The following is a 20,153-nucleotide window of genomic DNA, read 5'->3' as shown; positions in this document are numbered from 1 at the left end:
TTGCACTCTGGCAACAGTAAAGGGATTGAGGGAGATTCAGCTAATCTAAGAATAAGCGGTTTAAATACGTCTTAGCTGATTGAATTTTGGCAGCATCAAACAGAGGTAACTTAAATGTCGGACAAACAAAAACGACAGGTTCAGAAAAACGACGGCTATTAAGCTAAAATTGATAAACCCCCCGGTAAACCGCCCCAGGGTGGTTCTAGTGTTAAACCGCCACTAAATCAGGACAAGGAGAAAAATAACCCACTGATTATCTATGCCCCCTTTTACCTGTTCCCTGTTCTAACTGATAACTGATAACTGATAACTGATAACTGATAACTGATAACTGATAACTGATAACTGATAACTGATAACTGATAACTGATAACTGATAACTGATAACTGATAACTGATAACTGAATATGGCTTATTCTCGCATTAAAAAACTAGCAAATTATCTACGTCCCCATTGGCAAATAGTAACTTGGGGGGTAGTTGCTTTGCTTGTTGTTAATCTTTTGGGTGTTTATATACCGCTTTTAATCCGGGATAGCATCGATGATTTAAGTAAATCCTTTGACTTCCAAAAAATCATTTACTATGTGATTTTTATTATCGCTTTAGCCTCGATTATGTGGTTTATCCGCATGATTTCCAGAGTGCTATTATTCGGGATCGGTCGTCAGGTAGAGTTCGATCTTAAACAAAAAATCTTTCAGCATTTATTAACCCTTGAACCTGCCTATTTTTCGCGGCAAACTTCAGGAGATTTAATCAACCGTGCCACTAGCGATGTGGATAATATCCGTCGTCTGGTGGGTTTTGCTTTGCTCAGTTTGGCTAATACTTTTTTTGCCTATGGTTTAACTTTGCCCGTAATGTTAGCGATTCATATTCCCCTTTCAATCGCCGCTATTTCTGTCTATCCTTTGATGTTAATTGCTGTGCAGTTATTTAGTGGTCGTCTGCAGCGGCAACAGAAAAAAGTACAAGAAAAACTCTCACATCTGAGCGATTTAATTCAAGAGGATATGAGTGGTATTACTCTGATTAAAATCTATGCCCAAGAAGGTAACGAGCGCCTAGCATTTAAGCAAAGAAATCGTGAATTACTACAGGCTAATTTAGATTTAGTCCAGACTCGTAATTTTCTTTTTCCCCTGATTGAAGCTTTAGCCTATGTAAGTTTATTGGCCTTGCTTGCCCTGGGTACTAGACAAATTATAGCGGGTAATATCACCATTGGGGACTTTATTGCTCTGTTAATTTTGGCGGAAAGATTAGTTTTTCCTACTGCTTTATTAGGTTTTACTATTACTGCCTACCAACAGGGAGAAGTGAGTATTGATCGCCTAGAAACTATCCTGTTAGCCGAGGCTAAAATTAAAGACAATGCCGATTGTATTCACTTAAAAAATATTCAAGGAAAAATTACCGCCAAAGCCTTGACTTTTTCCTATCCTGATGCTAGGGAACCGGCCTTAAAATCTCTTTCTTTTACCATTAATCCGGGGGAAACAGTAGCGGTTGTCGGTGCGATCAGGTCGGGAAAATCTACCCTTGCTAACGCTATTCCCCGTCTATTGAATATTGCCGAGGGACAGTTATTTATTGATAATCAAGATGTGACTCAAATTGCTCTTGAAGATCTGCGAAAAGCGATCGCTTATGTTCCCCAAGAAAGTTTTTTATTTAGTACCACCATCGAAGATAATATCCGTTACGGCGATCCGCTGCTGAATTTTCCAGCAGTGAAATCGGCGGCCAAACAAGCGAGAATTGAGGAGGAAATCGAGAATTTCCCGCAAAAATACGGAACTTTAGTGGGAGAACGTGGGATTACTCTTTCTGGGGGTCAACGTCAACGGGTCTCTTTAGCGCGCGCTTTAGCCATCCAAGCACCGATTTTAATCCTTGATGATGCCCTATCTAGCGTCGATAATCAAACGGCCACGGCTATTTTGGAAAATCTCGCCCAAGAAAGCCAAAAAACCGTGATTTTTATCTCCCATCAATTATTGGCCGCTGCCACTGCTGATCGCATTTTTGTCATGGATCGCGGAGAAATTGTCCAGATGGGAACCCACGAGGAGTTAATCGCAATCCCCGGAGTCTATCAAAATCTCTGGCAACGGCAGCAGTTAGAGTCTAAGGTTTTAGATTAGCCGATAAAATAGGGAATCTGCTAGTTATTGCCGGTTAAGCTGTGGACTATCTCAATTATTCCTTAAGACTGTTTAAATGCAGTACAGCAGTTATCTTTTAGCGACAATGAACAAGGATCAACTTTTAACCGAACCTTTTTTACAATTACCCACCGAAACATCAATACAAGTGATTTGGTTTACGGAATTTTTTGGCACTGGTCATCAGGTGCGCTACGGGGAAAAACTAGAGAAAATGGTCCTCGCTCGTACTAGCAAATTAACTAGAGTTAGAGAAGATGCCAAATCGAGAACCCTTGAAGCTTATCAATCTTTAAGCGAGCGAGAAATCTGGCGACATCAGGCCGAAATTACTGATTTAAATCCGCGGGAAAGGATTCCCTATCAAGTCACCAGTTTTCAGGAAAATAGGGCGATTAGAAGTGATATTTATACTCTTACCCCAAGACCCAAAAAAGGAACTAATCTCAAAATTCTGCTCACTTCCGATCATCAATTAATGCCTATGACTGCCGCTAATTTACAAAAAGTTATTGAAACTATTGGACAGGTGGATGCAGTTTTTTTAGCAGGAGATTTAGTTAATATACCCGATCGAGCTTCCGAATGGTTTGATGATAGTCGTGGTGGGGCATTCTTTCCCTGTTTACAAGGTCGTGCTAATTATACTCTTACCAAGAATGGTATTCAGACTATTTATAAAGGGGGGAAAATTATTCAAAATGCCCCCTTATTTCCTGCTATTGGTAATCATGAAGTTATGGGCAGATTTTCTAATTCCACAGGTTTAAATGAACAGTTTGAAGATGCTATTCCTCAATTTATTGCTAAACAACTAGCAGAGGATACAGCAGCAATTAATGAAAAATGGTTGAAAAATAATGCTTTTAACACAGAAACCTACGAAGAAATTTTTTCTTTGCCTCAAAATAAATATTATTCTCTCACCTTTGGCGATATTCGTTTAGTGGTTTTATATGTTACTAATATCTGGAGAAATCCCAATTTAGAACCCAGTACAAGGGGAAGATATTACGAAAATCAAAGAGATTTAGATAGACCCGAACGCTGGGGTTATGGTCAGCATATTTTTGAGCCAATTGCTCAGGGTAGTCCTCAATATCAATGGTTAGAAAAAGAGTTAAATAGTCCAGCATTTCAAGAGGCTAAATATAAAGTAGTCATGTTTCATCATCCTCCCCATACCCTAGGAGGAAATATCGTGCCACCCTACACCGATCCTGTGCCGACAATTGAACGGGATGCCACGGGAAAAGTTAGATCAGTACGTTATGATTATCCCCAAGAAAATGATTATATTATTCGTGATCTAATTCCCTTATTAGAATCAGCCAAGGTTAATTTGGTTTTTTATGGTCATTCTCATTTATGGAATCGTTTTCTTAGTTCTAAGGGTATGAATTTTCTCGAATCTTCTAACGTTGGTAATAGTTATGGCGCTCATTTAGGGGATAAAAAACGTCCTGTACCTCTCGATAGAAATTATGCGGACATCGGTAATCCCAATGGATTACCAGCAATTATCCCGAACATTGCTCCTCTAGTGGATTGGGTTAATCAACCTTTACCCTATATTGCCAGTAATGATCTGACGGTTTTTAGCATTTTAGATACAGAAAAAGGAACCGTGAGCAGTTATCGTTTTGATACTCGTTATCCTGACTCCGAAGTAATTAAATTTGATGAATTTGACCTTTTTAGCGTAGGTGAAATATAATAAAATCAAAGAGTGCCGGTTAAATAGATTCTCTTGGGGTTAATTCTATGACTACTGTTACCAGCAATGATATTCAAGAATTGAAAGACTTACTCTCGGCAATGCGACAGGAAAACCGCGAGCAAATGATTTCTCTGCGAGAAGAAACCCGCGAGCAAATGACTTCCCTGCGAGAAGAAACCCGCGAGCAAATGACTTCCCTGCGAGAAGAAACCCGCGAGCAAATGACTTCCCTGCGAGAAGAAACCCGCAAGCAAATGGATACGCTAAAGGAAGATAATCGCCAACAACTAGAAACCCTGAGAGAAGAAAATAACAAGCAATTTATTAACCTACACAAAGAAATCACGGAAGTCAAAATTATCACGGCTAAAATTGAAGGAACAATTCAATCCCAAGCAGTATTAACCCAAAAAATTCCCGATTTAATCGAGAAAGTTGGGGAATTAAAAAACTGGAAACAAATAGCTATTGTCGCTATCACTGCTTTTACCAGCGCCACAATTACTTGGTTTATTCGAGGAGGAAATTTAAAACCTTAAAGTCCAGTATTTTTCTCAATTCCTAATTGGTGCATTTGCAGAATAATCGGTTTCAGGGTTTCTGCGAAAGCGGTTAAAGAATATGCAACTTTGGCAATATTTTATAGACTGGGAATATAGAGATAAAAAAGAGGAAAACTGATGATTACTATACGCAAAGCTGAGGAAAGAGGCCACGCTAACTATGGTTGGTTAGATACCCATCATACTTTTTCTTTTGCCCAATATTATGATCCCCAACAGATTAATTTTAGGAGTCTCAGAGTTATTAACGAAGATAAAGTGATTGGGGGAAAAGGATTTCACACCCACGGACACCAGGATATGGAGATTTTAACCTATGTTTTGGAGGGAGAACTAGAACACCAAGACAGTCTCGGCACAGGTTCCCTGATTCGACAGGGTGAAATTCAACGTATGAGCGCGGGAACAGGGATAAAACACAGTGAATTTAATCATTCTGCCACTAATCCCCTCCATCTTCTGCAAATTTGGATTATTCCCGACCAAAAAAACCTAGAACCCAGTTATGAACAAAAAGCGATCGAATTTTCTCCCCATACCCTACAATTAATCGCCTCTCCCACCGGTGCTGGCAACGCGGTTAAAGTCCATCAAGACGTTAATCTCTACGCGGGAATTTTGCTCCTAGGCCAGTCCCTCACCCACTCCTTGGCTACCGGTCGTTATGGCTGGTTACAGGTGGCTAGAGGGCAAATAACCCTGAATGGCGTGTATTTACAAGTGGGGGATGGAGCGGCAATTAGAGACGAAACCTCTTTGGCTATTCAATCTCTAGAAGACTCGGAAATTTTGCTTTTTGACCTAGGGTAGTGGGGTTAAGTATTAGGGATTCTACTGCTGAACTGCAAATAATCACCACTAGAGGAGCCGATCCTTTAACAAATACAAAGAGACGATACCCCCTCAAAACCAGTTGATAGGATTATGGTAGTGACCGAAATCAACTTTTAAGAATCTATAATGGGCTTTATTGTCCATTATTATCTAATATAACGGCTTTAAAGCCTGTTATATGCACTTTTCCTCGGTATTATCATGGCCTATCCTCTCTACGTCGCTTTTATTTGGCATCAACACCAACCCCTCTACAAATCATCTCAAACTCGCACCGATGCTTCGGGACAATATCGCTTACCCTGGGTGCGACTGCATGGGGTGAAAGATTATCTCGATTTAATCCTGATTCTAGAACGTTTTCCCAAATTACATCAAACTGTCAACCTTGTCCCCTCTTTAATCCTGCAATTAGAGGATTACGTCAACGGACTAGCTATAGACCCCTATCTTGCTCTCACCGTCACCCCGGAAGCGCAATTAACCCTGGCACAAAAACACTTTATCCTCGAACACTTTTTCGATGCTAACCATCGTACCCTGATCGATCCGCACCCCCGTTACGCCCAATTATACGCACAGCGTCAAGAAAACGGTCATAGTTGGTGTATTAGCCATTGGCATCTCCAAGATTATAGCGATCTCTTGGCTTGGCATAACCTCGCTTGGATCGATCCTATCTTTCACAGTGACCCGGAAATCGCTGCCTGGTTAGAACAGGGAAAAAATTTCAATTTAAGCGATCGCCAGCGAATTATCTCCAAACAGCGTCAAATTCTGCGTCGTATCTTGCCGCAACACCGGTTAATGCAGGAAACCGGACAACTGGAAATCATTACCAGTCCCTACACCCATCCAATTTTACCCCTGCTGGCCAACTCGGAAGCCGGCCGGGTAGCAGTGCCGAATATGACCCTTCCTCGGCAATATTTCCGCTATCCTGAAGATATTTCGCGCCATCTCCAGAAAGCTTGGCAAATCTATATTGATCGCTTTGATAAACATCCTCGAGGACTTTGGCCCTCGGAACAATCCGTTAGTCCCGCGATTCTCCCCGCAATCGCTAAACAGGGTTTTCAGTGGTTATGTTCCGATGAGGGGGTGTTAGGTTGGTCCCTGGGACATTACTTTCATCGCGACGAAAAAGGCAATATTAGCGAACCGGAATTGCTTTATCGTCCCTACCGTCTGGAAACTAGCAACGGCAATTTATCGATGGTTTTCCGCGATCATCGTCTCTCGGATCTGATCGGATTTAGCTATAGTGGCATGAAAGCGCAAGAGGCCGCTACAGACTTAGTTAAACACCTAGAAGCGATCGCCGAACAACTGAAAACCAACGCAGAAACCACGACCCTAGAAAAACCCTGGTTAGTTACCATTGCGCTAGATGGCGAAAACTGTTGGGAAAACTATCATCAAGACGGTTTACCCTTCCTAGAGAACCTTTATCAACTTTTAAGCGACCACCAAGCGATCGAATTAGTCACCGTCTCGGAATATCTCGATCGCTTTCCCGCTAATGCAAAAATCCCCAGCCATCAACTTCATAGCGGCTCTTGGATCGATGCCAATTTTACCACTTGGATCGGCGATCCCGCTAAAAATAAAGCTTGGGAATATCTAATTTTAGCCCGTCAAACCCTCGCTAATCACCCGGAAGCGACGGAAGATAATAACCCCGACGCGTGGGAAGCATTGTATGCAGCGGAAGGTTCCGATTGGTTTTGGTGGTTTGGTTATGGCCATTCTTCCAATCATGACGCAATTTTTGATCAACTTTTCCGCGAACACCTGATCACTCTTTATCAAGCTTTAAATGAGCCAATTCCCTCCTATTTGCTCGAACCGGTGGAAGAACACGGGGATAAACAAAGTAATCGTCCGATGGCTTTCATTCACCCCATTATCGACGGTTTTGGGGACGAACAGGATTGGGATAAAGCTGGACGGATCGAAATTGGCGGCTCCAGTGGTACAATGCACCGAACTTCCTTAGTGCAAAGACTCTTTTTCGGTTGGGATCACCTCAATTTTTATCTGCGTTTCGATTGGAAACCGGGGGCAGAATTAGGCAAAGATATCCCGCCTGAAGTGCATTTATATTGGTATTATGATGAAGTGCATCGTCTGCAAAGTCCAATTCCCCTAACAGATATTCCCCCTCGATCGCCCCTCGATTACGGTTATCATCATCATCTAGGAATAAATTTAATCACGGAATTTACTTGGTTAGAATTCGCTCAAGAATATTTTACTTGGCAACGAGTTCCTAGTAGTGCCAAAGCTTCTTTTAATCAATGTTTGGAAATTGCTGTCCCCTGGGAAGGATTACACATTGAACCCGATGCTCGTCTCCATTTAATCGCAGTTTTAGCCAATCAAGGTCAATACTATGATTTCCTCCCCGTTGAAGAATTAATCTTCCTGCAAAGACCTTAAATCAGTGATCAGTGATCAGTAATCAGTTTTTTAGTTATCAGCTATCAGCTAGAATCATTTATTAGTAAGTGATCAGTAATAGTAGAAAGATATGTTTTAGCTTTAACTAATCAGATAGATGGCTCTCTTAGGTTTGGTGGCTAAAATGTATTCTAAGATACAGTCTTGGGGCAGTGAGTGGAACGAACCACAGAGACACAAAGGACACAAAGATCGATCACTAATATATAAGTTAAACTTATCACACAAAGAATAAGAGAGCCTCAATTTTTCCATTAATGCCCAATTTGCTTAAGAAGCGCAGGAGAAATTAAACGCTATCCTTGGGGAAATGGATGCGGATCACTGACAAATTCACCACATCTGTGCAGCGGTAAATTAGCTATATAGTCCCATGATCTAGCTTTTTCAGGGCGCTGAGAGCATGGAGACGGACAATCGCCTCCCCATCGGCTGCTAAAGTCAGCAAAATACTTTTATTATCCCGATCTAATTCTCCTAAAGCGATCGCTAGAGACTGTTTAACTCCTGTATCACCGAGGATCGCAGGACGGGAGTGATAAAAATTACCGAGAATTTCCCCTGCTTGTCGGCGTAATTTCTGGCAGGTTTGCCGGCCGAGAATAGCGATAATTTCCCGACAAATCAAGACATTTTCGCTATATAAAGCTTTTTCTAGGTAATTTAAAGCTTCTCCGTCCTCGATCCAGCCCAAGGCTCGTACTACAGTTAATTTTAAACTATCGGGAGTTAAGGAAGATTGCAGCAGTGGATTTAAAGCTTTGGCTGAGGTTGCTGTGCCGATACGACCGAGAGCGATCGCAGTTTCTTGACAGATCTCAAGGTGGATATCGAATAACAGCGGTTGCAGATGGTTAACTAAATCTGCTTGGGGATAATTCGTCCCTAGGTAACTACTAGCTTTAATTGCTTCCCGTCGCACCTCGATGGCTGGATCCTGTAAAGCATCGAGGATAATCGCAGTAATCTGGGGATGGTGAAAACTGCTTAAAGCTTCGATCGCCATGGACCGAATGGCGCTAGATTCATCCTTAACTACGGTTAAAAGCGGTTCGATAATTTCTGGCCGGCGAATTTGTGATAAAGCTTGTACGGCTAAAAAACGCCTGTTCGAGTCGGACAGTAATTGTCCTAAACTAGAGATCGCAGAACTGCCGATATTAGCTAAAGCAGCCGCAGCCATTTGGCTGAGTTCCTCCTCCTCCGATCTTTGCAATAATTGACTGAGAGCGAGAATACAGGCTCGATCATCAAATTGACTGAGAATTCTCGCCAGAAACCAGCGCATTTCCCCATCTTGTTCCTCGGATTCTAACAGGGCAATTAAAGGAGCGATCGCCGGTTGACCGATTTGAGGAAATAGTTTAGCTATCTCCCATCGCTGTTGAAAATCGCATTTTTGTAAGGCTTCTAGGGCTAAATCGAGGATTTCATCGTTAATAATCGGTTCAATCGCATCTTTTTGGTTTAAAAGTCGCTGTATGCTGGCGTTTACTGTCTCCCAGTCCTTTTTATTCAACGCTATCTGAGCTTTTTCTAGCAGAGCTTGCATCGTGAGAAATGGCCTCGATTTTCGTGCTACCTATCCTAAGAATGTCAGACTTTCTCGCTTTTGTCCTCTCTCATAATGCAAGAAACCGATAATAAATCTCCAAATTGTGCATCAGACATCAGTATAGGGGGCATCAGCGATCGCACAGTAGGGACGACTATAACAAAGGGGTGTTTCCAGGTCGTGTTCTTCCAAAAATTCCCGATTACTTAAAATCTTAGCGGTTTCTCCCTCTCCCACCACCTGACCACGACTTAAAACCACCGTGCGATCGCATAGTTCTAAAGCCAGATCGAGATCATGGGTGGCGATCACTTGAGTTTGGGGTAAAGTGGCCAACAGTTGTATTAATTGCCGACGAGACCGGGGATCCAGTTGGGCGCTAGGTTCATCAAAAACTAATACCTGCGGCAACATGGCTAAAACCCCCGCAATAGCCACGCGTTTTTTTTCACCCCCCGATAGATTCTGACTGTTTCTCTTACCGTAATGCTGGGAATCCAATCCCACCGCGTGTAAAGCATGATGACAGCGATGGTTTAAATCCTCTCCCCGAATACCCTGATTCATCGGTCCAAAAGTCACATCTTCCCAGACAGTGGGCATAAATAGCTGATCGTCGGGGTTTTGGAAGACTAAACCGACAAAATTGCGGATATTTTCTAAATTCTCCGGTTTAACTTGGTACGGACCGACGGTGATTCTACCGGTTTGCGGCGGGAGAATACCGTTAAAATGCAGTAATAAGGTGGATTTTCCCGATCCATTGGCCCCTACCAAAGCCACCTTTTCCGTAGCTTCAATGGCTAAATTAATACCTTTTAACGCTTCTGTGCCGTCAGGATAGGTATAAACTAGGTTTTCAATAAAAATCGGGTTGTGGTGCATGAAAAACGAGACTTTTACCGAAAAATTGGGTTTAAGGTTCCCCGTCCTTTAGCGTAGCGGAGGACGGCTTTTTTTGCAACAGGTTGTCAATCTAGCTTCAAGTTTAGGCAACGGGAGTGTTAACTGAGTAGATGTACCATTTGACCCCAGAGGATCAGAATTACTGTGCAAATTATAGCGAGATAATCGTTCAGCTTGCTTTGGGGAACCCGTATAGAAGGCAAGGAACCGGTGTAACCCCTCGATAACATGGCTTGATAAATGCGATCGCCACGTTCGTAGGTACGGATAAATAAAGCGCCGATCATGTGTCCCACTAGCAACCGTTGCCATCGGGGACTACTCATTAAATTACGCGCAATTGCTGCCCTTCGCATGGAATTAAATTCAGCGATCAAAACAGCTAGATAACGGTACATAGAAGCCAAAATTGCCACCAATAAAGGGGGAGTTTTCAGGGTAACTAAGGCTTGCAACAGGTCGGGAATCGCTGTGGTTAAAACCAGAATATTGACCGTACAAAGACAGAGAAAAGCTTTTAGGGCTACACTGCCTAAAACCAGCAATCCCGCGCTAGTTATCCGCAAAAATCCCCAAGACCAAAGAATTTCCCCGCCATCGCGAAAAAGAGTTCCCAATAAAACCACACCGATAAAGACAAATTCGATCGCTACTCTTCGTAAAAGTACAAGAATAGTCACCCGACTGATCAGAATTAAAATAATTAATCCTAATCCGTAAATCCCCCAAGTTTCCCAGCTACCATTAGGAGTTAAGGCTGTGGCAAAAACTAACAAAAGAGTCACTAAAACCCGGGTATGGGGCGCGAGTTTCTGCCAAAAACCGCAATTTTGGCACTCATTTTCGCGAAAAAAAGTGGCAATGTGTAGCATTTATTCAGTGATCAATTATCAGTGATCAGTTATCAGTTAGAAAGGGGATTTAGGGGTTTAGGGGTTTAGGGATTTGGGGAAATTTCAGCTAAATGCCCCACTCCCGACTCCTGATTCCTTACTCCTGATTTTGGGATTTTGGAATCACTAATTTACCGATACCCCAAGCGATGCCGAAAGTGGCAAGAGTTCCCAGAAAACCTGCGAGGGGAGTGGCGACACCTTCGGGAACACCTTTGAGGGCATAACCATCAAAAATTCGGGCGAAGGGTAATTGATTACCGAGGGCGTTGGGGTCTTCTTTTTGGCTAAATTGCAAGTCTTCCGCCACTCGATCGAGTCCGTCGGGATCGGGACTGGCAAAGGGAGAAAGAAAAACGGCAACAATTAGGGAGCATACCAGACCAATCAGAAAAAATTGGCTATTTCTGCGAATATTCATCGAATTAATTGCTTTATTGACGAGAAGCTTAGGAAGGGGAAACAGAAGTATTAACGGAATGGGGCGGATCGTAGAGGAGATCGGGACGAGTTCGCCAGATATAACCGACAGCGAAAACGGTAATCACCGCTTCCCCGATACCGATGAGGATATGCCAAGATAACATGGCAAAAAGGGCGACTAAAGGCGGTACAGTCCCCGATAAAGCCAATTGCAGGGCGCAAAACAACGCGGCTACCACCACACTTGTCCAAGCAGCGACGGCAACTGCGATCGCCATACTGCGCCAACTATGAAAACCGAGGGCTTTTCTAATCCCCAGATAGAGATAATAACCGCCAAAAGTCCCGATCAGACCCATATTGACGATATTTGCCCCTAAAACCGTTAAACCGCCATCTTGAAAAAATAAAGCTTGAACAATAAAAACCACCGCCATCACCAGAGAACCCGCCCAGGGACCGAGTAAAACCCCCGCGAGAGTCCCCCCTAACAAATGTCCGGAGGTTCCCCCCGGAATGGGAAAATTAATCATCTGGGCGGCAAAAATGAAGGCGGCACAAACTCCCATCAAAGGTACAGCCCGTTCAGCGTAGTGACCGCGCACTTTTTTGAGAGAAAAGCTAATCAGGACGACGGCAATTATCCAAGTAAATAGACTCACCGATGGACTCAAAAAGCCGTCAGGAATATGGAGGGCGAGATAAGGGGTCAGCAGAGGGTGAAACAAACCAACTCCTAGAAAATTAACAGACATTAAAACTCAGTCTCCTTGGCAATTTGGGTTAAAGATTTCAAGAGAATTGTTTGGCTGGGACGGAAAAGTCCTCTCTTCTAGTAGATAACTAACCGCTTCATTCTACAATGCTCTCTCTGGGGATTTAACCCCTTTGGCTTCTTAAGAATTTCTGTTATTTTTCTGGTTGTCAGGGTTTAGCTATCGGCCAAAATCTCAATTATTCTCAAGCAGTCAAATTATTTAAATTATTATTAACTTTCGAGTTTTTTGTCGTTTTTATGCTAGGCATTAATCAGTGAGCAGTGAGCAGTTAGAAGAGGCTGGTGACTATTAACCACTGAGTTTTAAGTAACATTAAGCTAAACTGATCACTGATAACTGAAATGTCCCCCCCACATCTCCTCTACCTGCCACTTCCTAAGATAAATAAAGATGAATCAGCTTAAAACTGTTGCTTGATTCGGTGTACTAGCTGGTTTACTTGTCGCTATTGGCCATGGGATTGCTGGTGGGGGTGATGCTTTAATTGTAATTGGTTTAGAGGTCATCTAATGATAAGCTATCAGAGATAACTCCCTCTTTTTCGCTTTTTCTAGCTTGGTATAAAACCGTGATCAACTCTGAAGAAAAAAGACCGACTTGGGACGAATATTTTTTAATGATCGCTAAATTAGCCGCCACCAGATCCACCTGTTTAGCTTTTCCCGTCGGTGCGGTAATTGTCAAAGATCGGCAGGTTTTAGCTACGGGGTACAATGGTTCCCCATCGGGAACGGTTCATTGTACTGCCCAGGGTTTTTGTTATCCCGGTTTGGGAACCTGTCGAGAATCTGGAGAAATTCCCTCTCGGGCAATTCATGCTGAAGCTAATGCGATCGCTCAAGCGGCTAAACACGGTATTTCTACCCAAGGAGCTAGTATCTATGTTACCTTAGAACCCTGTATTTCCTGTTTAAAACTAATTATTTCTTCGGGAATTAAGGAAGTTTTCTACGAAGCGGACTTTAATAGTGGGACAAAAGCCATTTTAAGGGATTCTTTTCTAGAAACGGGGATTATTAAGTATAAAAAGATTTATTTATCAGAAGAAATGGCTAGTCATGCGGCCTTATTTTTATTAAATCCCATTTCGATCGATCCCAGGTAGTTATCCTCAACGGCGACATCAATGACGACCCCGCAACTTTTCGAGTGGGATGAAAATAAGCGTCAGGCTAATATAGAAAAACACGGCATAGATTTCGCCGACCTGGAAGCGATTTTTAGGGGTCCAATAATTGAGCGCGTGGATACCCGTCAGAATTACGGCGAAATTCGAGTGATTCTAGTGGGTACAATCGATAATATCGTTTTGGTGGTGGTTTATACATGGCGTGGCTCGGTTCGTCGAATAATTAGTGCTAGGAGGGCCAACAACCGTGAACGAAGAACATATTACCAGAGTCACCCGCGAACAGTGGGCGAATTTGAAAGGCAAAACGAACTGGGAGAAAGTTAAAGGGATGAGTGAGGCGGAAATTGCCAAAAACGCCCTAGAAGACCCCGATAATCCACCGCTGCCGGCTGATTTTTTCGATGAAGTTCTGGAATGCGCCCCGGGTTCCTTGAATCCCTAACCCTCCGATTAGTAACTGGATTTAGGGATTTTATCGGGGGCTGTATTAGCCTAGACTAACACAGCCCCAAGTTACCGTTTAAATGTCCAAATCCGTAAGATTTAAACGCGGTCCGTGGGTTTCGATAAATTCTCGCCGGGGGGCAACTCGATCGCCCATAAGAATGGTAAATAATTCCTCTGCTTTGGCTGCGTCTTCGATTTCCACCCGTTTTAAAGTGCGAGTTTCGGGATTCATAGTAGTATCCCAAAGTTGTTGGGGCATCATTTCTCCTAACCCTTTAAAACGTTGGATTGTGTAGTTAGCATTGGAGGGAAATTCCGCTATCTTTTGCTGTAATTCTCGATCGCTATAGCAGTAGGAATGATTTTTACCGCGTTCCAATTTATAGAGAGGAGGACAGGCGATATATACATAACCTTGGTCAATTAAATTCTTCTGATAACGATAGAAGAAAGTTAACAACAAAGTTCGGATGTGGGCGCCATCCACATCAGCATCAGTCATTAAAACAATGCGATGATAGCGCAATTGTGAGGGATCGAAATCTTCTCCTTTAATCCCTAAACCGAGGGCGGTAATTAAGGATTGAATTTCCGTATTTTTGTAGATTTTGGCATCATCGGTTTTTTCGATATTGAGGATTTTTCCCCGCAGAGGTAGAATCGCTTGAAAACGACGATCACGCCCCTGTTTGGCACTGTTATGGACGAAAACGCCGGAAGCAAGGGCAAAGTTATGGGTATGAGGAACCTCGATATCATAGACATCGAATCTTGTTTCTAATCGCTCGATCGCCACAACTCGATGATTGTAATTAGCCACCGCTTCTAAGGCTTTATTTTTATCACCATCAAAGTAGCGATCACAAAAAGAATCAAATCGCAATATTGATTTATCCCGCGTCTGAAGCCGATATTTTTGATAAGCTTCCAAATCAATATAACCTCGATCGATCTCAATTTGCTTTAAGGTCGCTAGGGTTTTTTGATAGTAAGTTTTCTTGATTGTGTTAATTCCCTGCCAACGATTATACCAATCAGCGATCGCATGAGTGAACAACCAAGAATCGGAAGCGGGATTCCAGACCATTTCATAACCGCTAATGGTGATTCCGGGGTCATGAAGAGCGGACAATTTCCGATACAAAGGCATTAAAGCATCTTCTGGAGTTAAAGCCGCAGCAGGTTTATAGCTACCATCTCTTAACAGGAAAAGATGGTCAGGAGTACAAATAATCGCTTCACCATGATCGAGAGTAATTTTAATTACTTCTGCGTCTTTTTTGGTGATGCGGGCATTAATAATTCGTTCAACCCCGATCGTGCCATTGTCACGAATGGTATAACAAAAATGTTCCTTTCCTTGGGCTTGTTCGGTCACTAGCTGTTTAAAACTGAGGTTGCGTCCATCGACAAGGGCGATTTCTGTATCACCATGAAAACAACCGCCGGCGCTGTCCCCTTCGACGATGTAAATTTCTGACTTTTCTGGGTCTCTTTCGCTACAATCAGCCAATTTACCAGGTAAAGGTGAGGATTCCAAGACCGATTTCCGTCGTACTAAGTCCCGGGCCCGACGGGCCGCTTCCGCCGCCTTGTACGCTTGTACTGCTTTTTCGATAATCGTGTCGGCCACTTGGGGATTTTGTTCTAAGTATTCGTTGAGAGTTTCCCCCACCAGGGAATCAACAATACCCCGGACTTCGGTGTTACCCAATTTGGTCTTGGTTTGGCCCTCGAATTCCGGTTCGGGGACTTTTACGGAAATAACGGCGGTTAAACCCTCGCGGACGTTTTCCCCCGCTAGATTAGGCTCGTTTTCTTTAATTTTATTGCGTTTACGAGCAACATTATTTAAAGTACGGGTCAGGACTGCCTTTAATCCCTCTAGATGAGTTCCCCCGTCAATGGTGCGGATATTATTAGCAAAACCGAGAATATTGTCGCTATAGGCATCTATACACCACTGAAACGCCACTTCGATATTAATTCCGTTCTTTTCCCCCGATACATAGATAATATCTTTGTGCAGGGTTTCTTTTTCCCGACACATATAGGCGACGTATTCTTTAATACCCCCCTCATAACAATAGGTTTCGATGTGGGGTTCTTCGGGACGGTAATCGCTAAAGGTGATTTTAACACCGGCATTTAAGTAGGCTAGTTCTCGTAAACGTCCGGAGAGGGTACTGTAATCAAATTCGATGCCTTGGCTAAAAATTTCGGTATCCGGCAGGAAATTAACCCTAGTTCCCGTTTTTTCCTCTTGACCGGGACTGCTGACCAATTCTGTGACGGGGATACCTCTTTCGTAGCGTTGGGTATGTACTTTATGATCGCGCCAGACGGTGACATCGACCCATGCAGAAAGGGCATTAACGACGGAAATCCCGACTCCGTGTAACCCTCCCGACACTTTATAACCACCACTGCCAAATTTACCGCCGGCATGAAGTATAGTGAGAACGGTTTCGAGGGCAGATTTACCCGTGGTGGGGTGAACATCGGTGGGAATACCCCGGCCATCGTCGGTGACGCTGACGGAACCATCGGCCTTGATATCCACTTCGATATGAGTACAGTAACCCGCTAGGGCCTCATCGATCGAGTTGTCCACCACTTCATAGACTAAATGATGTAGTCCCCGCGGCCCGGTCGTACCGATATACATCCCCGGCCGCTTCCTGACTGGTTCTAACCCTTCGAGAACTTGTATCTGTTCCGCGCCGTAGTTACTTGTCATAAAATTTCCCTGAAAAGGCTGTGATCCCTGATTGAACCTAAATGAATGGCAAAATCTTCAAAAATTGTAGCACATAAGGGTTAAAGACTGCTTAAATGCCTTTAGGGAGAATTTTTTATTAGGGTTGGGGTGTGGGGTGTGGGGTGTGGGGGGAGAATAAATAAAAGCCATCTCCTAAGTAGGTAGGCGTTAAAAATTATCAGACACCACCCTTATCAAGGGAGGACTAAGGGTAGGGTTGATTCATGAATCAACCCTACTATGAATTCACCCTAGGACTAAGGGGGGATCGAACCTAAAATCTATTTTTAATTTAATTATAACCAGCTACTGATCTCCTGAATACTGCCTCCTGAATACTGACTCCCGACTCCTGACTACTAACCCCACCAACAAACTTTTTCAGCAGACCCTAAATAATGTCATCCTCAAATTTATAACCGACACCGACTACAGTTTTGATAAAGATAGGATTAGCAGGATCGGGTTCTACTTTTTTGCGTAAGCGTCGGATATGGGTATCTACTACCCTTTCATCGCCAAAAAAATCATTTCCCCAGAGATTATCGATTAATTGGGTGCGACTCCAGACGCGATTGGGATAACTGACAAAGGTAGCTAATAAATTAAATTCTAAGGTGGTTAAATCGAGGGTTTCCTCTGGCATTCCTTCCAATTTACGAAGAGCAGAATGTTGATCTAAGTCGATAATAAAATGACGGCTGCGATGGAGTTGTTGGGGTTGACTATCGTGTCTTAAACTACGTCTTAATAAGGCTCTTACGCGAGCGGTTAATTCCCGGGGACTAAAGGGTTTTACCATATAATCGTCGGCTCCCGTAGATAGGCCGATAATGCGATCAATTTCTTCTCCTCTAGCGGTTAACATTAAAATATAGGGGTCTTTTGTCCCGGGTTTTTGGCGAATTCTAGCACACAATTCTAGTCCGTCTAATTCGGGTAACATTAAATCTAAAATAACTAATTCTGGTTGCTTTTGATAAAAAAGTTCTAGTCCTACCCTACCATTATAAGCCAGATGACAAGTAAAGGACTCCCGCTCTAAAGTTTGCTGAATCAAATGGGCGATTTCAATTTCATCTTCGATAATAACGATATCCATAAGTAAGTAGTTATAATTTAATTGAAGATAGATTTTGCCTTTGATCCCCCCTGCCCCCCTTAATAAGGGGGGTGCGGATGCCCCCTGCTCCCCTTAATAAGGGGGAATCTGACAATTTTTAAAACCTACCTACTTAGGCATATTTTAACATATTAGCCATTCATTTCTTTCTCAGGGTTGAACATTGAAATAATTGTAATTTTTGCTCATTTTTTGGGGGGGAGAGTTGGCAACTCTCCCGACTTTGGTGGACTGGGGACTTTTCAAGGTAAAGGGACAAACTGCTCACCGGAGGGAGTTGATTGCACTTGAATTAAGACCGGTTGACCAATGCGATCGCCAGTATTGGGATCAAAGCTAATTTTTCCTGTGGCCCCTGTTTGATGAAAATTGCCGGAGCGCAGCCTGGACTGTAGGCCCTGACGTTGAGTATTTTCCCTTAAACCGGCAATAATCACCCGTGTAGCGTCAAAACTGGTGGCTGTGCGCCAACTAACTGGACCGCGCCACTGTTCCTGCATAAGATTGGCAAAAGTCTGGTTAACCGAGGGGTGCCAGGGTGCGGCAAGGGTTAAACCTTGGGCGTTTTTGCCGCCATCTTCGAGGGTGCGAATATTGTAGAGGGTGGGACTACTAAACAGAGGCAAACGCTGACGATTGGAGCGAATAACCTCAAAAACGGGATCGAGACGATCAATATGAGCGACGACAAATAGGCCGTTAGCACCCCCAGAAATCGCCTGATTAAGGGCTTGATCGGCCTTAAAATTGGGTACACTCAGATCGCAGACAATCGGCACAATTTGACCGCCTTTTTTCGCCACATTAGCCATCAACTCATCTTTAAAGGAAATATTATCAGGAGCTTGAGAATCGTAGCAAAAAGCAATTTTTCGGACTTTAGCTGTATTTACTATGTAATTTGCTAAGGTTTCCGTAATTTTGCCGTTAGAAGCCACCAGACGAAAGATATAATTTCCCGCACCGGAGAGATTATTAGCCAGGGAGGTGGGAGAAATCATCACCAAACCGCCTTTTTCGTAGATGGGAGCGGCGGCTAAACTGGCATCGGAGGCATTATGACCGATAACAGCGATAATATCGGGATTTTTGACTAATTCACTGGCTACCTCTTTCGATATCTGCGGCTGATTATCGTCATTAACCACGATAACCATCAGTTTTCTGCCGTTGATCCCTCCCTGTTGATTGATCTGGGTTTGTGCGCTGGCGACTCCTCGCAATATTTCCTGAGCGACGTTGGGATTAGTTGTTGCTGGCACAACAACGGCGATTTTGAAGGGATTTGAGCCAGTTTGCAGGTTGCTTAGATAAATTACGCTTTCGGGATCGTTGGGATGTTGAGCGAGGGATTTTTGCAGGAGTTGCTCTGCTTCTTGGTGATCACCTTGAGCAATGGCAGCGATCGCTGATTCTTTGGTGGTGTTAGAATTAGTTTTGATCAGGAGATGATTGCCGTAACTCATGCGGGGATTATTATCGGCTTTTGGGGCAAATATTGCCAATATTTGGGGAAAAAGAAACCAACCGATCAACCCCAGTAAAATATAGAAAATTGGCGGTAAGCTCGCTTTTTTGCCAGTCTTTGTCATTGCTTTACTCCTTAACTTTGCTGATTGAATTCGGCTAAACGGCGGTTAATTTCGTCATCAAGGCTTAAGAAATCGATTTCTTGAGCTAATTTCTCGCTATAGTTCTCGCTTAATTCACTATAGGCGTTTTCTTTTCGATAACGGTCTTTAATCGCTTCATTGGCATCCTCAAAGCGATCGCGGGAGTTATTGAGGTTGAGACTACTATCAAATTCGTTTATTTTGCCTAAAGCCTCATTCATGGAACTAATCGCTTTTAAGTTGCTCATTTCTAATTTATAATGTTCGATTTTTTCCTGCTCTTGGCGAAGTTTTTCCTTAGCAGCAATGACTACTTTTTCGGCATTATCGACCCGATCTTTCATGGCGGATAGAATTTTTTCTAGGGAGAGAACCTTAACCATAGCTAGTCTTGCCGCTTCTTGAAGACCTTTTTTTTGAGCGGTGACAGCCTGTTGCAAGTAGTTTGTGTGTTCCTGTTTTTTTGCCTCGTATTGTGCTTGGGCCGATTGCTGGGCTGCTACTACTTGCGCCACCGATTCTGTTAATTCCGCTAGGGATTTTTGCATCGATTCTAGGGATTCTCTGGCCGATTCTACGGCAATTTTGCCGCCGGATTCGATGGGAATACCCCACAACCAATTCCAGATCGCAACGAGAGAATTTCCTGCCTTATCACCGATCAGCCAAAAAATCAAGGCTTTTGGGGTTAATTTTTTTAACAATTTCATGCCGTTTGTCTCCTAGAGGTGTTACCTGTTAATTAGGAGCGATGGCTAACTTTGATG

16 protein-coding genes are annotated in these 20,153 nt (G+C 43.2%); 7 read left to right on the top strand and 9 right to left on the bottom strand.

Annotated features, from left to right (window positions below; translation table 11 throughout):
* The first annotated feature begins 410 nt into the window (after window positions 1-410).
* From IM450_RS03190 to IM450_RS03170, 5 genes are all read left to right on the top strand, one after another.
* Window positions 411-2,153: an ABC transporter ATP-binding protein gene (locus IM450_RS03190; RefSeq protein WP_002799912.1), complete on the top strand. Its 1,743-nt coding sequence runs from the start codon at window positions 411-413 to the stop codon at window positions 2,151-2,153.
* 76 nt (window positions 2,154-2,229) lie between these two features.
* Window positions 2,230-3,891, top strand: coding sequence for a purple acid phosphatase family protein (locus IM450_RS03185; RefSeq protein WP_287666878.1), 1,662 nt, complete (start codon window positions 2,230-2,232; stop codon window positions 3,889-3,891).
* Window positions 3,892-3,938: 47 nt separating this feature from the next.
* Complete coding sequence (locus tag IM450_RS03180; RefSeq protein WP_287666875.1) at window positions 3,939-4,433, top strand: hypothetical protein; 495 nt, start codon at window positions 3,939-3,941, stop codon at window positions 4,431-4,433.
* A 141-nt stretch (window positions 4,434-4,574) separates the two neighbouring features.
* Window positions 4,575-5,267, top strand: a complete 693-nt coding sequence (locus IM450_RS03175) for a pirin family protein (protein ID WP_287666873.1) — start codon at window positions 4,575-4,577, stop codon at window positions 5,265-5,267.
* Between the two features lie 225 nt (window positions 5,268-5,492).
* Window positions 5,493-7,733 (top strand): glycoside hydrolase, encoded by a 2,241-nt coding sequence (locus tag IM450_RS03170; RefSeq protein WP_002799907.1) that lies wholly within the window; start codon window positions 5,493-5,495, stop codon window positions 7,731-7,733.
* A gap of 382 nt (window positions 7,734-8,115) precedes the next feature.
* Here IM450_RS03170 and IM450_RS03165 read toward each other — a convergent pair whose 3' ends face one another.
* The 5 genes from IM450_RS03165 to IM450_RS03145 form a co-directional block, all read right to left on the bottom strand.
* The gene (locus IM450_RS03165; protein WP_287666870.1) at window positions 8,116-9,306 is read right to left on the bottom strand and encodes a HEAT repeat domain-containing protein; all 1,191 of its coding nucleotides are present in this window, start codon (window positions 9,304-9,306) and stop codon (window positions 8,116-8,118) included.
* Between the two features lie 111 nt (window positions 9,307-9,417).
* Window positions 9,418-10,194, bottom strand: coding sequence for an energy-coupling factor ABC transporter ATP-binding protein (locus IM450_RS03160; RefSeq protein WP_287666867.1), 777 nt, complete (start codon window positions 10,192-10,194; stop codon window positions 9,418-9,420).
* 119 nt (window positions 10,195-10,313) lie between these two features.
* Entirely contained in the window at window positions 10,314-11,087 is a 774-nt protein-coding gene (cbiQ, locus tag IM450_RS03155; RefSeq protein WP_002799904.1) for a cobalt ECF transporter T component CbiQ, read from the bottom strand.
* A gap of 118 nt (window positions 11,088-11,205) precedes the next feature.
* On the bottom strand, window positions 11,206-11,529 hold the full coding sequence (locus tag IM450_RS03150; RefSeq protein WP_002799903.1) for a PDGLE domain-containing protein: 324 nt from the start codon (window positions 11,527-11,529) through the stop codon (window positions 11,206-11,208).
* Between the two features lie 28 nt (window positions 11,530-11,557).
* The gene (locus IM450_RS03145) at window positions 11,558-12,286 is read right to left on the bottom strand and encodes an energy-coupling factor ABC transporter permease (protein ID WP_149973476.1); all 729 of its coding nucleotides are present in this window, start codon (window positions 12,284-12,286) and stop codon (window positions 11,558-11,560) included.
* Between the two features lie 592 nt (window positions 12,287-12,878).
* Here IM450_RS03145 and IM450_RS03140 point away from each other — a divergent pair.
* Window positions 12,879-13,415: a deoxycytidylate deaminase gene (locus IM450_RS03140; RefSeq protein WP_002743086.1), complete on the top strand. Its 537-nt coding sequence runs from the start codon at window positions 12,879-12,881 to the stop codon at window positions 13,413-13,415.
* 21 nt (window positions 13,416-13,436) lie between these two features.
* Window positions 13,437-13,766 (top strand): BrnT family toxin, encoded by a 330-nt coding sequence (locus tag IM450_RS03135; protein ID WP_287666861.1) that lies wholly within the window; start codon window positions 13,437-13,439, stop codon window positions 13,764-13,766.
* A 196-nt stretch (window positions 13,767-13,962) separates the two neighbouring features.
* Here the strand turns inward: IM450_RS03135 and gyrB are convergent, their stop codons facing one another.
* The 4 genes from gyrB to IM450_RS03115 form a co-directional block, all read right to left on the bottom strand.
* Window positions 13,963-16,629: a DNA topoisomerase (ATP-hydrolyzing) subunit B gene (gene gyrB, locus IM450_RS03130; RefSeq protein ID WP_287666858.1), complete on the bottom strand. Its 2,667-nt coding sequence runs from the start codon at window positions 16,627-16,629 to the stop codon at window positions 13,963-13,965.
* Between the two features lie 412 nt (window positions 16,630-17,041).
* The gene (locus IM450_RS03125) at window positions 17,042-17,752 is read right to left on the bottom strand and encodes a response regulator transcription factor (RefSeq protein WP_287666856.1); all 711 of its coding nucleotides are present in this window, start codon (window positions 17,750-17,752) and stop codon (window positions 17,042-17,044) included.
* 263 nt (window positions 17,753-18,015) lie between these two features.
* Complete coding sequence (locus IM450_RS03120) at window positions 18,016-19,365, bottom strand: ABC transporter substrate-binding protein (protein WP_287666854.1); 1,350 nt, start codon at window positions 19,363-19,365, stop codon at window positions 18,016-18,018.
* Window positions 19,366-19,376: 11 nt separating this feature from the next.
* Window positions 19,377-20,096: a PspA/IM30 family protein gene (locus IM450_RS03115; RefSeq protein ID WP_002799891.1), complete on the bottom strand. Its 720-nt coding sequence runs from the start codon at window positions 20,094-20,096 to the stop codon at window positions 19,377-19,379.
* Window positions 20,097-20,153: the final 57 nt, after the last annotated feature.

Origin of the sequence: Microcystis sp. M083S1 (assembly GCF_020246405.1) — a bacterium.
In the GTDB taxonomy this organism is placed as follows: domain Bacteria; phylum Cyanobacteriota; class Cyanobacteriia; order Cyanobacteriales; family Microcystaceae; genus Microcystis; species Microcystis aeruginosa_C.
This window is presented reverse-complemented; position numbering and strand designations above follow the sequence as displayed.